General features: G+C 40.1%; 17 protein-coding genes and 1 pseudogene. 16 read left to right on the top strand and 2 right to left on the bottom strand.

Translation table 11 applies throughout. The features are described 5' to 3' along the window. Positions 1 to 443 precede the first annotated feature (443 nt). From IEX12_RS21445 to IEX12_RS21425, 5 genes are all read left to right on the top strand, one after another. Positions 444 to 869 (top strand): YugN family protein, encoded by a 426-nt coding sequence (locus IEX12_RS21445; protein ID WP_088049345.1) that lies wholly within the window; start codon positions 444 to 446, stop codon positions 867 to 869. 190 nt (positions 870 to 1,059) lie between these two features. Beyond that, positions 1,060 to 1,998 (top strand): AEC family transporter, encoded by a 939-nt coding sequence (locus IEX12_RS21440; protein ID WP_088049346.1) that lies wholly within the window; start codon positions 1,060 to 1,062, stop codon positions 1,996 to 1,998. Between the two features lie 457 nt (positions 1,999 to 2,455). Continuing rightward, a complete protein-coding gene (locus tag IEX12_RS21435) occupies positions 2,456 to 3,004 on the top strand; it encodes a DUF6155 family protein (RefSeq protein WP_088049347.1) in 549 nt (182 codons plus the stop codon). 125 nt (positions 3,005 to 3,129) lie between these two features. After that, a complete protein-coding gene (locus IEX12_RS21430; protein ID WP_188725866.1) occupies positions 3,130 to 4,806 on the top strand; it encodes a DUF2207 domain-containing protein in 1,677 nt (558 codons plus the stop codon). Positions 4,807 to 5,022: 216 nt separating this feature from the next. Further along, the gene (locus tag IEX12_RS21425) at positions 5,023 to 6,273 is read left to right on the top strand and encodes a multidrug effflux MFS transporter (RefSeq protein ID WP_088049349.1); all 1,251 of its coding nucleotides are present in this window, start codon (positions 5,023 to 5,025) and stop codon (positions 6,271 to 6,273) included. A 248-nt stretch (positions 6,274 to 6,521) separates the two neighbouring features. On the opposite strand, the gene IEX12_RS21420 is transcribed toward IEX12_RS21425, so the two are convergent. Then, positions 6,522 to 7,763, bottom strand: a complete 1,242-nt coding sequence (locus IEX12_RS21420; protein WP_088049350.1) for an aminopeptidase — start codon at positions 7,761 to 7,763, stop codon at positions 6,522 to 6,524. A gap of 379 nt (positions 7,764 to 8,142) precedes the next feature. On the opposite strand from IEX12_RS21420, the pseudogene IEX12_RS21415 reads away from it, so the two are divergent. The 11 genes and pseudogenes from IEX12_RS21415 to IEX12_RS23980 all read left to right on the top strand — a co-directional run. Beyond that, positions 8,143 to 8,277 (top strand): annotated as a pseudogene (locus IEX12_RS21415) (LacI family DNA-binding transcriptional regulator); the annotation flags it as partial. A 460-nt stretch (positions 8,278 to 8,737) separates the two neighbouring features. Then, complete coding sequence (locus IEX12_RS21410) at positions 8,738 to 11,119, top strand: polyprenyl synthetase family protein (protein ID WP_188725865.1); 2,382 nt, start codon at positions 8,738 to 8,740, stop codon at positions 11,117 to 11,119. 301 nt (positions 11,120 to 11,420) lie between these two features. Beyond that, positions 11,421 to 12,383, top strand: coding sequence for a D-cysteine desulfhydrase family protein (locus IEX12_RS21405; RefSeq protein ID WP_088049354.1), 963 nt, complete (start codon positions 11,421 to 11,423; stop codon positions 12,381 to 12,383). Positions 12,384 to 12,839: 456 nt separating this feature from the next. Further along, the gene (locus tag IEX12_RS21400) at positions 12,840 to 13,145 is read left to right on the top strand and encodes a DUF4176 domain-containing protein (protein WP_286171333.1); all 306 of its coding nucleotides are present in this window, start codon (positions 12,840 to 12,842) and stop codon (positions 13,143 to 13,145) included. An 18-nt stretch (positions 13,146 to 13,163) separates the two neighbouring features. Next, positions 13,164 to 13,535, top strand: a complete 372-nt coding sequence (locus IEX12_RS21395) for a hypothetical protein (RefSeq protein ID WP_188725863.1) — start codon at positions 13,164 to 13,166, stop codon at positions 13,533 to 13,535. Next, the gene (locus IEX12_RS21390; protein ID WP_188725862.1) at positions 13,532 to 13,870 is read left to right on the top strand and encodes a hypothetical protein; all 339 of its coding nucleotides are present in this window, start codon (positions 13,532 to 13,534) and stop codon (positions 13,868 to 13,870) included. Before IEX12_RS21395 ends, IEX12_RS21390 begins: the two co-directional genes overlap by 4 nt. A 4-nt stretch (positions 13,871 to 13,874) precedes the next feature. Continuing rightward, the gene (locus tag IEX12_RS21385; protein WP_088049358.1) at positions 13,875 to 14,228 is read left to right on the top strand and encodes a hypothetical protein; all 354 of its coding nucleotides are present in this window, start codon (positions 13,875 to 13,877) and stop codon (positions 14,226 to 14,228) included. Positions 14,229 to 14,272: 44 nt separating this feature from the next. Then, complete coding sequence (locus tag IEX12_RS21380) at positions 14,273 to 15,538, top strand: HNH/ENDO VII family nuclease (protein ID WP_188725861.1); 1,266 nt, start codon at positions 14,273 to 14,275, stop codon at positions 15,536 to 15,538. 25 nt (positions 15,539 to 15,563) lie between these two features. Continuing rightward, complete coding sequence (locus tag IEX12_RS21375) at positions 15,564 to 16,007, top strand: SMI1/KNR4 family protein (protein WP_188725860.1); 444 nt, start codon at positions 15,564 to 15,566, stop codon at positions 16,005 to 16,007. Positions 16,008 to 16,179: 172 nt separating this feature from the next. Beyond that, positions 16,180 to 16,629 (top strand): SMI1/KNR4 family protein, encoded by a 450-nt coding sequence (locus IEX12_RS21370; RefSeq protein WP_250889592.1) that lies wholly within the window; start codon positions 16,180 to 16,182, stop codon positions 16,627 to 16,629. Positions 16,630 to 16,812: 183 nt separating this feature from the next. After that, positions 16,813 to 17,007 carry a pre-toxin TG domain-containing protein gene (locus IEX12_RS23980; protein WP_088049362.1) on the top strand — a complete coding sequence of 65 codons (195 nt, stop codon included), beginning with the start codon at positions 16,813 to 16,815 and terminating at the stop codon, positions 17,005 to 17,007. 272 nt (positions 17,008 to 17,279) lie between these two features. Here the strand turns inward: IEX12_RS23980 and tnpC are convergent. Continuing rightward, positions 17,280 to 17,944, bottom strand: a 665-nt coding sequence (gene tnpC, locus IEX12_RS21360) for an IS66 family transposase (protein ID WP_188725859.1), incomplete at its 5' end; no start/stop codon positions are given.

Below are 17,944 nucleotides of genomic sequence, written 5' to 3'. Positions count from 1 at the left end.
ATAACTTAATAACCGGATAAGCCACGTCCGGCTCCAGCGCCCAGCGGCTAGTGTGCAACACCCGCCTCCGTACGATAAGTCAACATCGACTCGGGTAGGAAGGAAGGCCGACTAAAAACGGACTTTGCGTCCAACGTCGGCATACCCCTTTTGCAGGGGCATGTTTCCTTTATCTCCTACGGCTCAGTCCAGCACATACGCCGCTAAACGGGCGCTTGCGCCTTTGTTCTTTGCTAAAAGGTTTGTACAGATGTCAATCCGGAAATAAATTAGATCAACTACAGGAAAAAGTAGATCAATGGTTTTTCTTTGATTATGGTTACATGGTAAAAAGGGTAAAACGCCAGTCTGCCGGCTGTGAAGTTATCATATAAGGCAGTTTATGTATGTTAATGAAAATTACGTAAATACTAGTAGAAAAATTATGCAGGAGAAGGGTAATCATGTTAAAATTGAACACCGAAATAGAAGGTAAAAGGGCTTATTTTGGTAATGTGTATAAAATGTTTAAAGCAAATGGATACGCATTATGTGGAAATTGGGAGTATGACAAAGGGAAATTTGATATGGTTTTATGCCGTGAAGGTGGGGAAACCATTTATATCCGCGTTCCATTTGATGTGTTGGAGGGTCAACTGGACCATCCCCGGACATATATTCAGTTCCGCCAACCATATGTAATAAAGCATGTCGTACATACTGGACTGGACTGGGATGGAAATTCTTTACTGACCACAACAGGATTTAGCCAGTTTCAGGAACCTGTCGACAGGGACGGTAATATACTGGATAAAAGCAGGTGGGAAGATGCTGGAGAACGGGCAGTACAGGATTTGGTCAGTTCTATGGATGAATGTTTGGAAGCATAATTAATGGATCCTGTAATTTTTCTGAAGGACTAACCGAGTTGAATAGGATGTGAAAGATAACTTGTACATCGAGTTCAAGTTATCTTTTTTTGTGGAAAAAATTCAAACGGACCGATTTAAGTGGGCAACCCCTGTACTGGAAATAAACCATCTAGGCAGAAACTGCATAGATTAAACAGGGGGGAGTTAAATGGATTCGGTTATAGCTTTTTTTGGTGAAATGCTGGTTCTGTACGTGATTGCACTGATCGGTTTTTTGGCAAGAAAAACAGGCGTTTTAAATGAAAATGCTAATGGTGTATTAACGCAAGTTGTTTTGTATATTACATTACCGGCACTAATTTTGTTTTCGTTGGACATTTCATTTTCTGTCACTTTCGTAAAAGAATTCATTTGGCTCATTACGATGTCTCTATATATACTGACGATGTCCATCTTTATTGCACGTTGGATGAGCAAGCGCTCCATACTTGCAGCAGGTCAAACCAATGTTTATGAGGGCTTGATCATCTTTGGGAATCAAGGCTTTATTGGGTATGCAGTAAGTTTTATTATTTTAGGGGAAGAAGGAATTATCTATTTAACGATATTTAATATCTGTTACTTAATTCTGATTTGGACGTACGGTATTTATCTTTTTACTACTAATGAGGCTAAGCCTAACGTTAAGGCAATTCTTTTAAATCCGGGAATTCTTTCCACCCTATTGGGGCTGTTCGTTTTTGTGTTGCCAATTAGCTTTCCTGAAATGATTACAGACGCACTTGAAGATGTGGGGAAAATGACAATTCCACTTTCGATGATCATCATCGGCAGTCTGATCGCCAATATAAAATTTACTGCCTATTATCAGGCTTTAAAAAACAGGTATCTCTGGAATGCAGTACTTGTCAGGCTATTAATGATTCCTTTATTACTGTTGCCTTTCATGGCTTTATCCGTTCCTTTTACGTTACTTTTCATTGCCGTGTTAGTTTCTGGAATGCCTGCTGCACCAACTATTTCACTTTATGCACAGAAGTACGGTGCTGACACTTCCTTTGCATCATTAGGGGTGGTACTAAGTACGATTTTATGCCTATTTACGATTCCGATCCTTTATTGGGTAGTTATATGGTTGTATGCCTAATAAGCGAAAAGAGATTATTAACATAGTGTCGCCACAATGAATGGCATCTCTAGACATTCTGTTGTTTTTAGGATGTTTGCCCCTTCCGATCGGGACTTCTGCACGATCGATCGGTTTATTTCACCTTTCGATCAGGATTTCTACAAGATCGATCGGTTTATTTCGCCTTTTGATCGGGATTTTTGTACGACCGATCGGCTAATTTCTCTCTTTAATCAGGGTTTCAACCCGGTAATTCTGTTTGTTGATAGTTTGAGGGTGGGAACTTCAAGCTGTGAAAGGTTTTCTGGACAGGTATTAGTTGTCGCAACACCGATATAATGTTTTCCTCCATACGACCTTCTGAAAAGCTTGTGAATGCCTAACTATTTTTTTTGCAATCCACTACTAAAAACAAGATAATAGAAACAGGGAAATTGCTTGAATTGGATAATAAATTCCATTTGGAGGGACAAATATGGCTAAGGTTACTAAATTGAAAATTCCGGAGTTGAAAAAGAATTTAAAGAATTATGATCAAAAAGAACTCATTAACGTTATTGCTGATTTGTATAAATTGAATGATGATGTGAAGGATTTTTTGTCTGTGAAATTTATGGGTGAAGAAAAGATCCGGGAATTATTCGAACGTGCCAAAAAGGAAATCGAGGATGAATTTTTTCCGGAAAAAGGGTTTGGGAAGATGCGCCTGGCTAAAGCGAAAAGGGCCATCAGTGATTTTAAAAAACTGACAGGAGATTTATTTAGAACGATTGATTTAATGTTGTGTTATGTAGAGGTTGGGACAGAATTCACGAATACGTATGGTGACATTGATGAAAAATTTTACGACAGTATGGAGTCCATGTTTCATAAAGTTGCCAAAGCGTGTGAAAAAGATGAAACGTTATTCATACATTTTAATGACCGTTTAAGGGCAGTCGTAGCCGATTCTGGTGGAATTGGTTGGGGTTACCATGATAGTTTAACAGATATTTATAATTCCTTAATCTTGGTGAAACGGTGATAGCTGGCTTAGCAATCAGTTTGAGCTGTATTGGCTTAGATTTCCAAGGGGTAGCTTCCTACCCCCTTTGAAACTTTTTCATTGCCCATTTCGTATGAACAGATAGAAAGGGGTTTTGTTTCGTAATGAAGAAATTGTTAGCACTCATCGTATTACTTGCCTCGATTATGATCTCACCATTAACTACACATGCGATGGAATATTCCATCGATCATATGAAAATTGATGCGTTTTTACAGAAAGATGGAATGGTAGATGTAACGGAAGTACAAGTCTACTCCTTCGAGGGAAAGTTTAAGGGTATAACAAGGACGTTGATTCCTAAAAAAGGGACGCAAATTATCGACGTAAAAGCCACCGAAAACGGCAAAAAATTAAAGGTAGAACAGGATGATAATGAATACAAAATTTATCGTAAAGGGAAGGATGAGGAGGTCACGATTAATCTGACCTATACGATCAAAAATGGTGTCCAGCGCTATTCGGATGTAGGACAATTTAACTGGCCGTTTTTTGATGAGAGCAATGAATCGGATTATGAGCAGTTTGATGTATATGTTCATCCGCCACAGCCGACAGAGGATGTCATTGCGTTTGGTGATGAAGAAGCCTTCGGAACAGCAAATATCAACGACGGTGGCATTGTTCATTTTGCAATGGGGAAGGTACCCGAGGGATCAAACGGGAATATTCGCGTTGCCTATGATGCGGAACTTTTCCCAGGAACCGCATTGACAAAAGACAAGCCGATGCGGGAGGAGATTCTGGCGGCTAAGACAGAGCTGCAGGAGAAGCAAGCTGCTTTTGAAGAGCGTAAGGAATTCTTAGCAAATCTGGCCCCATACATTGTTGGTGTCTTTGTGTTCTATTTCCTTGGATTATGTTTTTATGCTTGGCAGAAAAAACGGGTAACGGGTATGGAAATGGAACGAAGGTTTCCGGCTGTCTATTTTATACCAAAAGCGGACATGAGCATGCCTGCGACAATCTCGTTTATGAATTCCGGAATCATCGGTGCGGAAGCGCTGACGGCAGCATTAATGGATTTGGTGCGGAAGGGCTACGTGAAGCGAAAGAACGAGGATACCTTTGACGTGGTGCATCGCAATACGGATTACCAACATGAGAACTTCCTGATCCATTGGCTGTTTGATACGATCGGAAAAAATGGGGTATTTCGCTTAGAAGACCTGGAGAAATACACCAAGAAGAAAGCCAATCAATCCAAATACCGAAAAGATTTCGAAACATGGAAACAGGCAGTTCAGGATGAAGTGAAAAGCCACCATCTATATGAGAAGAAGACAAAAATACGTGTATGGGCTGGTTTATCAAGCATTCTTTTAATCCCACTCGTCATTTTGTTTGGAGTTCATGAATTGTTTATGTGGGTGTTCTTCTCGATTCTGTTATTTATAGGATTAGGTTTATTTGCATTATTCTATCGCCCGAGAACGATTAAGGGTACCAAAGTCGTGCAACAATGGAAGGCTTTCAAAGAAAAATACCCGGAAATAAATGTAGACGAATGGAATGAGCAAATGGACGATGACCAGAAACGCGCTTTTATTTTCGGGGTTGGGATGAATGATAAACGAATGAAAAAGAAAAACGAGCAGCTGCTTGAGGCTATTCCCCCAACAAGTTATGCAGGTTCTGATTTGGTTCTGTTTACAGCAATTGCAGCGGCTAGTACAAGTTTTGAAAGTGCAAACAATACCGCATCCGCATCATCCCCTGGTGGAACTCCAGGCGGAGGAGCTGGTGTCGGTGGCGGCGGAGGTGGATCCGGGGCGTTTTGATTAGAATGGAAAGACTGCTAAGATGAGTGTCCGTCCCTAAATTTTAGTTTACTCGAATCTCTTTTGTTAAAAAATGAAGCATTTCGGATATACCCAAAGAAAGAAAAGCGATGAAGGCCGTATCCACCTCACTAAGCAAGTGACGGGGGAACGGTCCTTTTTTTGTGGTATGATAGAAAAATATTGCTATCCACATGAAAGAGGTTCGATCAAGTTATGAATGAAATGGAAAGAATGATAGATTCCCAGGAAACACCAAAGCGATTCAATAAGGTTTGGATGGTTCTGATATTAGGATTCCTTACCGCGTTTGGCCCACTGTCGATGGACATGTATTTACCAGCACTCCCTATTGTTACGGATGATTTACAAACGACTGCATCGCTCGGCCAATTAAGTATAACTGCGTGTCTATTAGGATTAGCGGTAGGGCAATTGCTTTTTGGACCGTTGAGTGATATTCAGGGCAGAAAACGTCCACTTGTGATTACGTTGGTCATTTATGCCATTGCTTCACTTCTTTGTGCATTCAGCTCTAACATTTGGCTATTTATTGGGCTGCGATTTATTCAGGGATTTTCTGGCGCAGCAGGCATTGTGATTGCCCGTGCATCAGCCCGCGATATGTATGTTGGCAAGGACCTGACGCAATTTATCGCCCTGCTTGCGCTTGTGAATGGTGCTGCTCCAATCCTTGCTCCGTTATTCGGCGGGGTTGTGTTAAATTGGGTATCGTGGAATGCTGTATTTGTGATTTTGTGTTTGATCGGATTTATCATGTTTCTTGCGGTTATATTTACCCTCCCGGAAACACTGCCCATTGAAAAAAGAGCGCAGGGAGGTTTATTGGAAACAGTTAAAACGTTTCGTGACCTGCTGAAAGACCGGGTATTTATGGGAATTGCACTGGCACAGGCGTTTGCATCGATGAGCATGTTCGCCTATATAGCAGGTTCACCGTTTGTTTTGCAAAATATCTATGGGATCACACCACAGCAATTTTCCATTGTATTTGCGGTGAATGGTGTAGGGATCATTATTGCTGCACAGCTTACTGGACGATTAGCACATAAAATCGAAGAAGCACACCTATTACATGTGGGTGTCTCGATATCATGTATTGGTAGTTGTCTGTTATTAGCAGTTGTGCTTTTCTCATTTCCGCTTTGGGTATTGCTTCCAGCATTATTTCTTGTCGTAGCGAGTGTGGGGATTGTGAACACTACCAGTTTTTCACTCGGTATGCAGCGGCAGGGAAAGGTGGCGGGAAGTGCCTCAGCCTTTCTTGGCATCCTTCCGTTTGGCGGAGGTGGGATCGTTTCCCCGCTTGTAGGGATTGGTGGCGATCATACAGCCGTGCCAATGGGAATTGTTATTTTTATTTGTAGCGTGACCGCGTTTATCATCTATATGACGATGGTAAAAAGAAATCGTGCAATTATTGGGGACAGTCCATCAACGCTTTAGTATATTAGCGAAGGGCTGTCCCTTTGTTCAAAGTAAAGAAAGTATATAGTTTTTAGCGATATTAATTCATGATCGAGAAGGGCCGTGTCCAGCTCCAGCGCCCAGCAACTAGCAAACTTCACACTCCTTCACTACGATAAGTCAACATCGGTTCGCTTCCAGCTCACCGTGTTTCCTTTATCTCATTGCGGAGTGCTCCAGTTTGTACGTTGCTAAACGGGCGCTTCCGCTTTTCCTAATAAAAAAACTTAAATCGCCCAGTCTCCATTCCGGAAAACCGGAACGACCGTTCCATCCTGTTTGATACCGTCAATGTCCATCTTGTCAGAACCGATCATAAAATCAACGTGAGCAGTGGAAACATTCATCCCATGTTTCAGTAATTCTTCCTCGCTCATTTTTGTCCCGCCTTGAATGCATGTCGGATAAGCCGCACCGATTGCCAGGTGGTTCGATGCATTTTCATCAAATAGTGTTTCAAAGAAGGTAATGCCTGATTGCGAAATAGGCGATGGATCTGGCACGAGCGCAACTTCACCCAAGCCTGTTGCACCTTCGTTATCCTGAACCAATTTCTTAATCGCTTCATCGCCCTTTTCAGCGGAAATGTCCACGATTTTGCCATCCTTAAAATGTACTTCGATGCCTTCAATTAATGTTCCGGCATAACTTAGCGGCTTTGTGCTGCGAACGACGCCTTCCATACGACGTGTATCGGGTGCAGTGAAGACCTCTTCCGTCGGCATGTTGGCGATAAATTCTTCGCCCTTAGGATTAAAACTTTCCGCACTTTGCCAAATATGGTTCTTCGGTAGGCCAAGCGTTAAATCAGTACCTGGTGCGGTGTAGTGCAAGGCATCAAATTGATAGTCATTTAATTTTGCGGCTTTTTCCTTTAGCGTTTCTTTATGCTCATCCCAGACAGCTACCGGATCGTCGTGATAGATACGGCACGTTTTGAAGATTTCATCCCATAAGGCATCGACCTGTTCTTCAGAAGTTTTAAGGTGAGGGAATACGCTTCTCGCCCAGTCAGCACCAGCTGCAGCGGCGACGGTCCATTTCAAATCATCATTTTGCGTCGCAATGCGCTGTGCCTTGAATGCTTTTCCAGCCACTTTTTGATAAGCAGCGACTTTCGAGGGGGTGACTTCATTCAAAAGGCTGGGATCACTGGATAAAATGGAAAGCCGGCAGACGCGGTGATTCAATACATGGTCTTCGGATTCTTCAATTTCGTATTGCGGAATGTTAGTTAACACTTCTTCTGACTGGTGTATGTAATGCTGTTTCGTGATTTCCTCGTCAGACCATTTCACAATTACTTTTTCAGCACCAAGCGCATAAGCTTCTTTGGTGACCAAGCGCGCTAATGGAGCCTGTTCAACGGCAATGGTCATTTTTACCCAATCGCTAGGATGAACGTTGAGGCCTTTTGCGACCAGCAGCTTGGCGTATTTTTTTAGATTATCATTAAAGTTCGGTAGCATGTTTTTTACCTCCTTATTTTTTCATTGTGACGATATTAGTATAGTGAAGGGGGTTTTGGAATGCAAATGGGTGCTCTCAGGCTGACAATTTGACAGCAATCATAACAGTAGTCGATAAAGTACCATTCCTCCATTAAAACTGTAGAAGTTGATTATTATATTAAGTAAATTACATGAAGGTGACTGGATACTTATGTAAAAATATTCATAGGGATTGAGAAAGAAAGTACTTTCAACGGTATGAAAGAAGAGAAGTTTGTATGATAATTAATGCAAAACCAATTATATTAATTGCAAGAGATATTTTACTGCTTTGTTGTTAAAATAATGTTAGATACATAAACTCCAATACCGTTAAAATCACTAAAGGGGTATTTTGATGGCCAATATACATGATATTGCTAAAAAGGTGGGTGTTTCGGTATCTACCGTTTCACGTGTGTTGAATAATCACAAGTATGTTTCCGATGAAAAAAGACGTGCTGTACAAAATGTCATTGATGAATTAAATTATACACCATTACAGGGTCATTTTGCGGAAGGTCTGGTATTAGCTATTATTATTATGAGATAATGCAAAAAGGATTAATATACGCTTTTCTAATTATGTAACCAAGTTTGTGAAAGTGCGCGCTTAAAGTAACGGAGCGTTGCTTGTTTTTTGAAGATAAGCTTACGCGTGACAATAGTAGCTTGTTAGTAATAAAGTTGTTATTGTTGATTATATTTAAATAATGTGACCTTATAGAAATAGTCTCAGATAATTATGATTTATAGAGGATGTTCAAAAAGTCCGGTAAAAAATGACACTTCGAATTTCTTCGTTGGCTTGTTTCTCCGCTGCTCATGTATCTGATTGCATACATTCCGCTGCTCGAAACTACGCCGCCTCGAACTTCTCGGTCCTTTTTATCCTCCTTTTTGAACACGCTCTTATAGTGCATACTAAAAGTAGCGAGCATGAAATAGAGGGAATGTGTAGAATGAATGACGAGTTAATAAAAAATATCGATGCATCTTATCGGCAGGCTGAGGAGAAGGCCGCTGCTTATTTTAAATTACTTCATGAGCAAGTCTCACAAAACACCTACGTCACCACCTTGACAAAAGATTTTAAATCCTGGAAGCACAATCATCTTCATCATTTTTCCTTATTATCCTTTGTAATGCGTCGGAAGAGTGAGCCTGATTCTAAAGACTATCATCATTATATTGGGTGGCTGGATAAAAAAGGCAAACTAGATAATTACCTAGACCGCAGCATCTCCTATATTTTTATGCGGGATCTGGGCAAAGCACTGGATTCACCTGATATACAATGCCGAATCCGGCGTTCAGTTGACAGGTTAAAAAGTCACCTAACTCAGTCCAAACTCCAAGGAGAAAAAACGTTTAGCATGGCTGGATTGTACCGATTCGCGCAAAAGGAGGGCGTTGAATCGACCTTGATATGGGTGATTGGTAAATTAAAGACGGTTTCTGCTAATATTCCTAATGGGATGGATGCGGAAGAAGCCCAGCGGAAACTGATTAAAATCATTGCTGGGGTAGTGATGCAAGTAATGGAAGAGATGGTGGATGAAGTACCACAGTCAGAACGTACAGAGAGACTCGATAAAGCAATTAGGCTTGGCTACTCGTATGGTTTGACCTATCCTTTCATTGACGATCTTCTGGATGCCAAAATTTTATCCCCTAAAGAGGAAAAGCAATATTCTGATTTGGTCCGTACCACCCTTATCACGGGAATTGTTCCAGAATTAGGAGAATGGACCGGAAATAACAAGGAACTGATCCATTATATTCATTCCGAACTGCGAGATGCCTTTCTATATATTAAGGCCCATCAGCGGCCAGAGGTAAGAAAAGATTTTCTAGAGCAATCCTATGTGTTTTTTAAATCCCAGGAAGTGGACCGTGCAAAGGATCTTTCCAATGGTAATTACACGAATGACGATATTTATACCCCGGTCATCATGAAATCTGCTTCTTCCCGATTGATTGTCCGATCTATCATCGGTGCTTCTGAGGATGAGGGTATTGACAACCGAACGTTCTATTATGGTATCTACAACCAGCTAGCGGATGATTTTGCTGATATGTTTGATGACTTGAAGCAAGGTGGCGTGACACCCTATACGTATTATTTAACGTATCATGAAAAGCGTTCTGACCTTATCAATCCTTTTGAATTATATTGGACGGTTATCTCCCATTTGATCCATAACGTGTATCAATCAGATCCAAAAGTGAGCGAGGTGATTTTGGATCGTGCAATAAACGGTCTGAAACGATATAAAAAACGAATTGGAACCAAAAGGTACAATGAAGTCATGGATATATTTGCTTCTGGGATTCCAGAACTCAATCGTGTGATACAACGTATGGTTCGAAAAGCGGAAGATGTGGATTTCTTTGATAAACTGCTTCGGGACCATATGATTACCAATTTGAAAAATGAACAGAAGGAACAGAAGGAATTTTTAGACACGGTCGAAATCGTACGCAATCAGATCAACAACATCTTACATATCCCAAAAAGTGATCAGGATGCTTGGATGAAGGTAGCCCTTATTGATGCTGCAAATTATAGTCTGGAAGGTGAGGGAAAGCGACTACGGCCAATTATGACTTGGTTCATGGGCGTTAACATGTATGGATTAGAAAAGTCTGCCATCGTGCCACTGCTGAAATCATTGGAATATATGCATACTGCGTCCTTAATATTCGACGATCTGCCTTCCCAGGACAATGCGTCCATCCGCAGGGGACGTCCAACCCTACATGAGATGTATAACGTTGCTACCTCCGAATTAACCGGTCTCTTTCTAACCCAAAAGGCGACGTGCGAACAAGCATCTCTTAAGTCGTTCGATTCGAAACGGGTGCTTCGATTGATTCACTATTCGGCCCAATTGACTGCAGATATGTGCATGGGGCAGGCGATGGATTTGGATTCCAGAGGAAAACAATTGACACTGGAACAATTAAATATGATGTGCTTTTATAAAACCGGAATAGCATTTGAAGCTTCTCTTATCATGCCAGCAATTCTCACAGGTGAAGAGGAATTAAACATGAAAGCTTTGAAAAAATTTGCCTATCATGCCGGCATTGCTTTTCAAATTAAGGATGATCTTCTTGATGTTGAGGGAGACTTGGAATTGCTCGGAAAGCCCACCTTGAAAGATGCGGAAAACAACCATGCTAACTTTGTTTCCATCTTAGGTGCTGATGGCGCCAAAAAGGCGATGTGGGAACATTATTGTCTTGCAATGGAAGAGTTGCAAGAGGTGCCACACAATATTGCTTTTCTCAAGCATTTCTTAAAGTACATGGTTAACCGGGATTATTGAGCGGTTGATAGCTAGAATACGGAGACCTTTTATATAATGAAGAAGAGGAGAAAGATACTTGCTAAGCGGCTAGAAGATGATCTCCTATCTGGAAAATGGGATAAAAAATATGGGAAGCATCGGACGCTTCCGGGTTTTATTGGTGCGGAAATACGAAAATCGCCTGAAAAGTCTCATGCTATTGACATCCATGAGGGAGATAACTTATTCGTTGTCCTTTGCAGTCGTTTCCACTTTCATGTTAATGTTTCTTGATAGACCCCATTTGTCAAAATAATGGATGAAGAAAGGACAGAAAAAAATGCAGAAGTTAAATATCGCTAATCTTAATACACCAATACAGAAATTGGAAAAAACTAGTCAAAAACTTGGAAAGAACATTTATATAAAGCGAGATGATTTTACTGGGACGGAAATTTCCGGAAACAAAGTCAGGAAGCTGGAGTATTCCATAAAATATGCGCTTGATAACGGGTATGATACAGTTATTACAACTGGAGGAATTCAATCGAATCATGCTAGAGCGACCGCTTGTGTTTGCAGTATGGAGAATTTGGAGTGTCATTTAGTTCTTAGAGGCGAAATAAAAGAATTTGAAGGAAATCTATTTTTGGATAAAATGCTTGGCGCTAATGTGCATGTAATTGGTGATGGGCATTCACGTGAAGAAGCAATGGAGGAGCTGAAAGCGGAATTAGAGCGTAAAGGTAAAAAAGTCTATGTCATTCCTGTAGGGGCTTCTAACGCAATTGGTTCATATGGTTATATTAATTGTTATGAGGAGATAAAAAAGCAGGAAGAAGACATGAACATTCATTTTGATTCTATTAATATTGCAGTTGGTTCTGGTGGGACATATGCAGGTCTTTGGTACGGAAATGAGCAAGATGGTTCAAACAAGAAAATTATTGGCTATTCCGTCGATGAATCAAAAGAAGTATTCAAAGAAGACATTATCCACATTGTGAAGGACATTGATAAAAGTAAAGTTAATTTTGGCAGTATTTTTATCAACGATCTATATGTTGGAATTGGCTATGCAAAGGCCACAGATGAGGAGCTTGCATTTTACATCGATTTTGCAAAAAAGGAAGGGATTGTTCTTGATCCCGCGTATACAGGGAAAGGCTTCAGAGGAATGGTGAATGAGATTAAGCAAGGGAATTATGACGATCAACAAAATATACTATTTATTCATACTGGGGGGCTTCAAGGATATACGAAAGAAATGAGAGATAGAATTAATGAATTAATGGGTAAGTAGAGGTAAACTCCAAAACGAAAAATGTCCCGAGTGATTAACACTCACTTGGGACATTTTTTGTCAGGAGAACCGTAGCAGGAAGTAAGTCCACTTTTGTTTTATACGCCATTAGATTCATACTTCTCCAAACAGAACCTTCCTTCTTACCAGAATCAACACATCCGTCATAATCTATTGTAACCGATGGAATACAAGTATTTTCGAGTTTATTAGTTTGTAAAACCGAATGTTTCATTACTTTAGTACTACTTTTGTGAAAATAACCAATTATTGTTTTACAACACTTGGAAAGTTTTATAAAATTGTAGTTAACGAAAACATCATTTTTTTACTTAGATATAAATACCTTGAACTAGATCATTTTTCTTACAAGTTATGAAACAGATCCAACCAACACGACCCACAGACAACAATTTTCTGCGGGTCATTTTTATACAAAATAATGAGGTGATGAACATGTTGCCAATTGGAAGTGTCGTACTTTTGCACGATGGTGAACAAAAATTAATGATTACAGGCAGGAAACCAATCGTGGAAACTATTCGTAAAGAAGAAGTGTATATGGATTACATTGCCTGCATCTATCCATCTGGAGTACTGGATGAGAATGTGTATTTTTTTAATCAAGAGGATATTGCGGAGGTCATTTTTACTGGCTATGCCGCTGAAGAGGAAGCAGAAATCGCTCGTTTTATCAAAGACTGGGAAGAACTGACACCATTAAAAAAGGGGAAAATTAACGATGAATTACTTGTCGGGTGAAAGTAGGAGGATGATGTCATGGATTTTGATACGCGAATCAACCGGATCGAAAACGTCATTCAGCAGCTGTCCAGTGCCGAAAGCCTTAACAGTGTTTGCCCAGCACCAGTATCCTCGGCAGACTGGAACAACAGTAAAGCTCGGGAGGCAGCTGAAGACTTGTTCACAACACTGGACACATTTTTAGCTGATTACAGTGATAAACATGCTGCTTTACTGGCAAAATTACAGTCATTAAAACTAGCAATCGTATTCGAAAAAATGGCGTCTTACAATATCCATCGGGTTGCGTTACTGGCGTTGCCAGAGGAAAAACATGCGCAATACATGAATCATACGGAAATGGATCCAAGTGTAAAACGGATGCTCACAGGAGGTGGATATGTATGATTGTTGCTAGTGGCGGGGGCGGAAAAGGTACTGCTGGTACTGCCAACATTGAATACGATTCGGTCAAGACAATGGAAGGGTTTTCGAGCGTTCAGGAACAAGTAGATAAATTCGCCGATTCTACAAACAATATTGCCTCCAAATTTAACCGTATATTTTCCGAGTTGTCTGGTAAGTCCATTGATAGTTATCAAGAGGTGGCAAATTTTTATATTGATAGTGCAAAGCTGGCAGAAGAATATATTCGGATATTGGTAGACATTGTACAACAGGCAGATCAAGAAATTGCGGATGCAGAAAAGAAAAGTCGCAATATGTTTGATGATATGGGGTGATGGAATGGTTGAAGTAAAGATGGATCCGGATCGTATCGAGGAGTTATATGCAACACTTTACGAAGAGGAACTTAGCGCTGAGGCGATGGCGCAGAAATTAATCCTATTTAAGCGAACACTGGAGGAGCAGGGGATAGACAATTCCAGCTTATCGGGCATTCATTATTATTTGGATACATTGATTAATCTCATGGAAGTTTTATGCAGTAACATCATAACGCTCCAAGATAATGCAACAGAGATCGCCGAGCAATTTAGCAATACGGATGAAAATCTTGCGGCTATGTATGGAGGGACAACGGAAAGCTATCGATCGTATAAATATAGCCGGATTACCAGCGATTATGGACCTGATTAATGCAGTACGTTAGACAAAACATTCTTTGAGAGGGAGGGGAAGCAGTGGGAAAATTATCCGTACATACGGAAGAAATGGCCGATTATCTGATGCGCATGCATCGTCATTATGAAGACCAGGAAGCGATCATTAAAAAGCATTTAACAATCCTGGACGAAGCAGCAGGTCTCCTTGCTCCGGAGGATTTGGTTGCCATAGGGTATGAATACGACGCGTTGCAGCAAAAAGGAACCACCTATGTCAACAAGAAAATGCCACCCCTTCATGATATGCTTCCAGCAGCAAAACCGGTAAATCCATATATCGAAGCGATAACAACGATTAATCGTCTGTTGGATAAAAATGAAATCCATGAATTTAACCAAAGGATTCGCCATATCCAGCCATTTAACCGCACAACCGAGACAAAAGATGGCGTCACAATGGAAGACTTACTTACGGGAGCCGGAGAAATTGTCGGTGTAAATGATCTATACCGGGTTTTCAATGGAAAAGATCCGTTCACAGGAGAGGAGTTAACACTTGGTGAGTGGGCAGAGGCAGTTGGTTGGAGTGCGTTGACATTGGTACCAGTTGCCAAAGCCGGAAAAGTGGGCAAGGTAGCTAAAGGAACGAAAAAGATCAAAGGTGTTAAAGGGCTGCACCCTTCAGAAAAGCTTGCAAAACTTGGCGAATTTTCCAAGGGCTCATTGCGAACGGTGAAGCAAAAAGGAAAAGACCTCACCGCAGAAGGGCGGGCACGAATTCAGGATTTTGCGGATCGGTATGCGAATATGTTTGGGAATCAGCCTGTATGGGCGTTTACGGGTGGTAATCCTGATGGTGTGATGTTGGCGAAGGAGCAAATTTATAGTTATAATGAAATTCGAAACATTGATAAAAACACCAGTAGTTTTAATGTAACAGAAATGGGCAAAAAATATAAAAACTATGAACCTATGGACTACAAGGGAACTACAAAAGTCAATGGTGAAAATAGAAATATTAGTAGAAGAGTATATAAAAGAAAGGACATTGATATTACACTCGTTGATCCTAAAACAGGTTTAACCAATCTGGAACTTATGAAACTGGGAAGACCTCCTATTTGGAAAGATGGAAGTAAAATTGATTTACATCATTTGATACAAAAAGAGCCAGGATCTATGGTTGAATTACCAAAAACTTTACATCAGGAATATACCAAAGTGTTACATGGCCTTGTAGAAAACGGGGGAAGTTTTAGACGTGATCCACTGCTAAAAAAGCAATATAATAATTTTAGGACAAAATACTGGAAGTGGAGAGCAAGTGAATTAAAAAATAATTAGAATTTAATAGGTGGTGATTCTACTTATGAGCAGAAAGGACATTGAAAGAATTATAAGTGAAAATATAGATTCAGTTTTTTTTACCGGAGGTGCGGAAGAGAGTATTTTGGGTGAAATAGAAAATAGATTGGATGTAACTTTACCCGATGGTTATAAATGGTTTTTACGGAAATACGGTAGTGGTGGGATTTTTGGAGTAGATATTTTAGGTGTTGGTAGGTTTAACGAACCCATTGTAATCGATGAAACAATGAAGTTGAGGAAATTTGGGTTAGAAAAAAATTTGGTGGTTATTGAAGACTGTGATGAATTCGTATATTGCCTGGATACAAGTGAAATGATTAATAATGAGTGTCCTGTAATATCATGGGATCAGCATGATGGTTATGATAGCATTGAAGCTAAAACATTTACTGACTTTTTGACTGAAAGATTTGCAGATGCAAAAGAGGCTTGGGAAGAAGATTAATTACTGATTTAGTTATAATTTTGAGTACGACAACCTAGTTAATTTTGCGTTTGCTTTATTCCTAAGTATGTTTGTGATTTCAACATCAACAATAAAAATAAGTTTAAAAGGTAAAGTCCTATTCTTATTAATCTAATGAATTTAATTAATAGCGAGATGATATGAGATAAATTTGGAATATATATTAGCTAAAAATGTTATATTGGCCAATGAAGAATTATGTGATTTTGTAGGTCCACGTTCAGAGGAATTGATTGATCAAGCAGAACAAAAACTTGGATTCAAATTGGGTTCATATTTAGACTTTTTGACATCTTTTGGAGCTGGAAATTTCGGAGCGGAGGAGATTTTTGGAATAATAAGTAAGGAAAACTCATCAGTCCCAGATGCTGTATGGTATACATTAACAGAACGAAAGGAGGGCGAACTTCCTAATATTTTATTGGTGATTTACGAAACGGGTGGTGATGAGGTTTTTTGCCTTGATTTTAATAATATCAAGAATGGCGAACCAAAGGTGGTTTCATTTATAACGGGGATTGATATAAGGAATCAATCATTTGAAATAATTGCTGATAATTTTGGAGAATTGTTATTAAATTTAGTTAAACAAGAAATTTAGCCAAAAAAACCTTGATTGGCACTGTGCTAATCAGGTTTTTTTAATAGATGGAACATTAATAACCATTAACCGGCTGTTAAACGAAAATGAAATCCATGAATTTAACCAAAGCATTCGCCATATCCAGCCATTTAACCGCACGACCGAGACAGAAGATGGCGTTATAATGGAAGATTTACTGATCTGTACCGGGTTTTTAACGGAAAAGATCCGTTCACAGGAGAAGAGTTAACAATCGGGGAGTGGGCGGAAGCGGTTGGCTTGAGCGTTCTAACCGTGGTACCAGTTGCTAAAGCAGGAAAAGTTGGCAAGGTTGAAAAAGGAACGAAAAAGTTTAAGGGTGTTAAGGGGCTGGATTCGCGGGAAAATTCGCAATGATTAGCTAAATTTCCTAGACATCATTACAAACTGTGAAGTAAAGTTTAAAATGAAATGAAATCTAACTATCGTTCAAGAAAATATCACTTGCTAATTGACAAAAGGATTTCGGTATCACTGCGTCCTGTAGTTTGCGTTTGCACCGGTTTTTTCAATAGTTATCATCTGTTGTCAGGAACTTGGGCATCCAATCGCCCAGTGCAATGATGATTAATGTAATGTAAGCGTAAAATAATCCCCACCTATTTTCAGATGGGGATTTCATGTATGCTTTATTTAGATTTATTTGGGACACGACATTCTTCTGGGAGTGTCTGGGACCAAGGTAGAAGTTGATCTAATTTATTTGCATCTGTTGTATCCATATTGGGAAGCTCCTCAAATAGGTAGCTAAGATAGTTAAATGGGTTCAATCCATTTTCTTTGGCTGTTTCCACGATACTATAAATGATCGCACTGGATTCTGCTCCCTTTGCAGTGTTACTAAACAACCAGGCCTTTCTACCAATAACGAAAGGCTTGATGGAGCGTTCAGCTCGGTTATTATCTATCTCCAAACGGCCATCCCGTAAGAATCCACTCAATCGTTCCCATTGGTTACGACAATATTTAATTGCTTCTCCAAGCGCACTTTTGGGCAGCACACGTGGTGTTTGTTCACGAAGCCATGCCGAAAAAGCCTCCATTACTGGTTGGCTGCGTTCCAAACGTATATTATAGCGTTCTTCAGGGCTAGCGTCTTTAAGTTCGTGTTCAATGGTATAAAGTTGGTTACAAAATGCCAGGCCTTCTTTTGCTTTAACGCTAAAGAGTTCTGCGGAATCCGGAAGTGCTTTTAATGCTTCCGTAAATTTGCGGCGGGCATGGGCCCAGCACCCAACTAATGTTACACCGGAAATCTTGTTATAACCAGCGTACCCATCGACATGCAAGTACC

This window comes from Lentibacillus populi (genome assembly GCA_014642895.1).
In the GTDB taxonomy this organism is placed as follows: Bacteria; Bacillota; Bacilli; order Bacillales; family Amphibacillaceae; genus Lentibacillus_C; species Lentibacillus_C populi.
The sequence above is the reverse complement of the archived record's forward strand: the minus strand, read 5'-3'. Positions and strand labels throughout refer to the sequence as shown.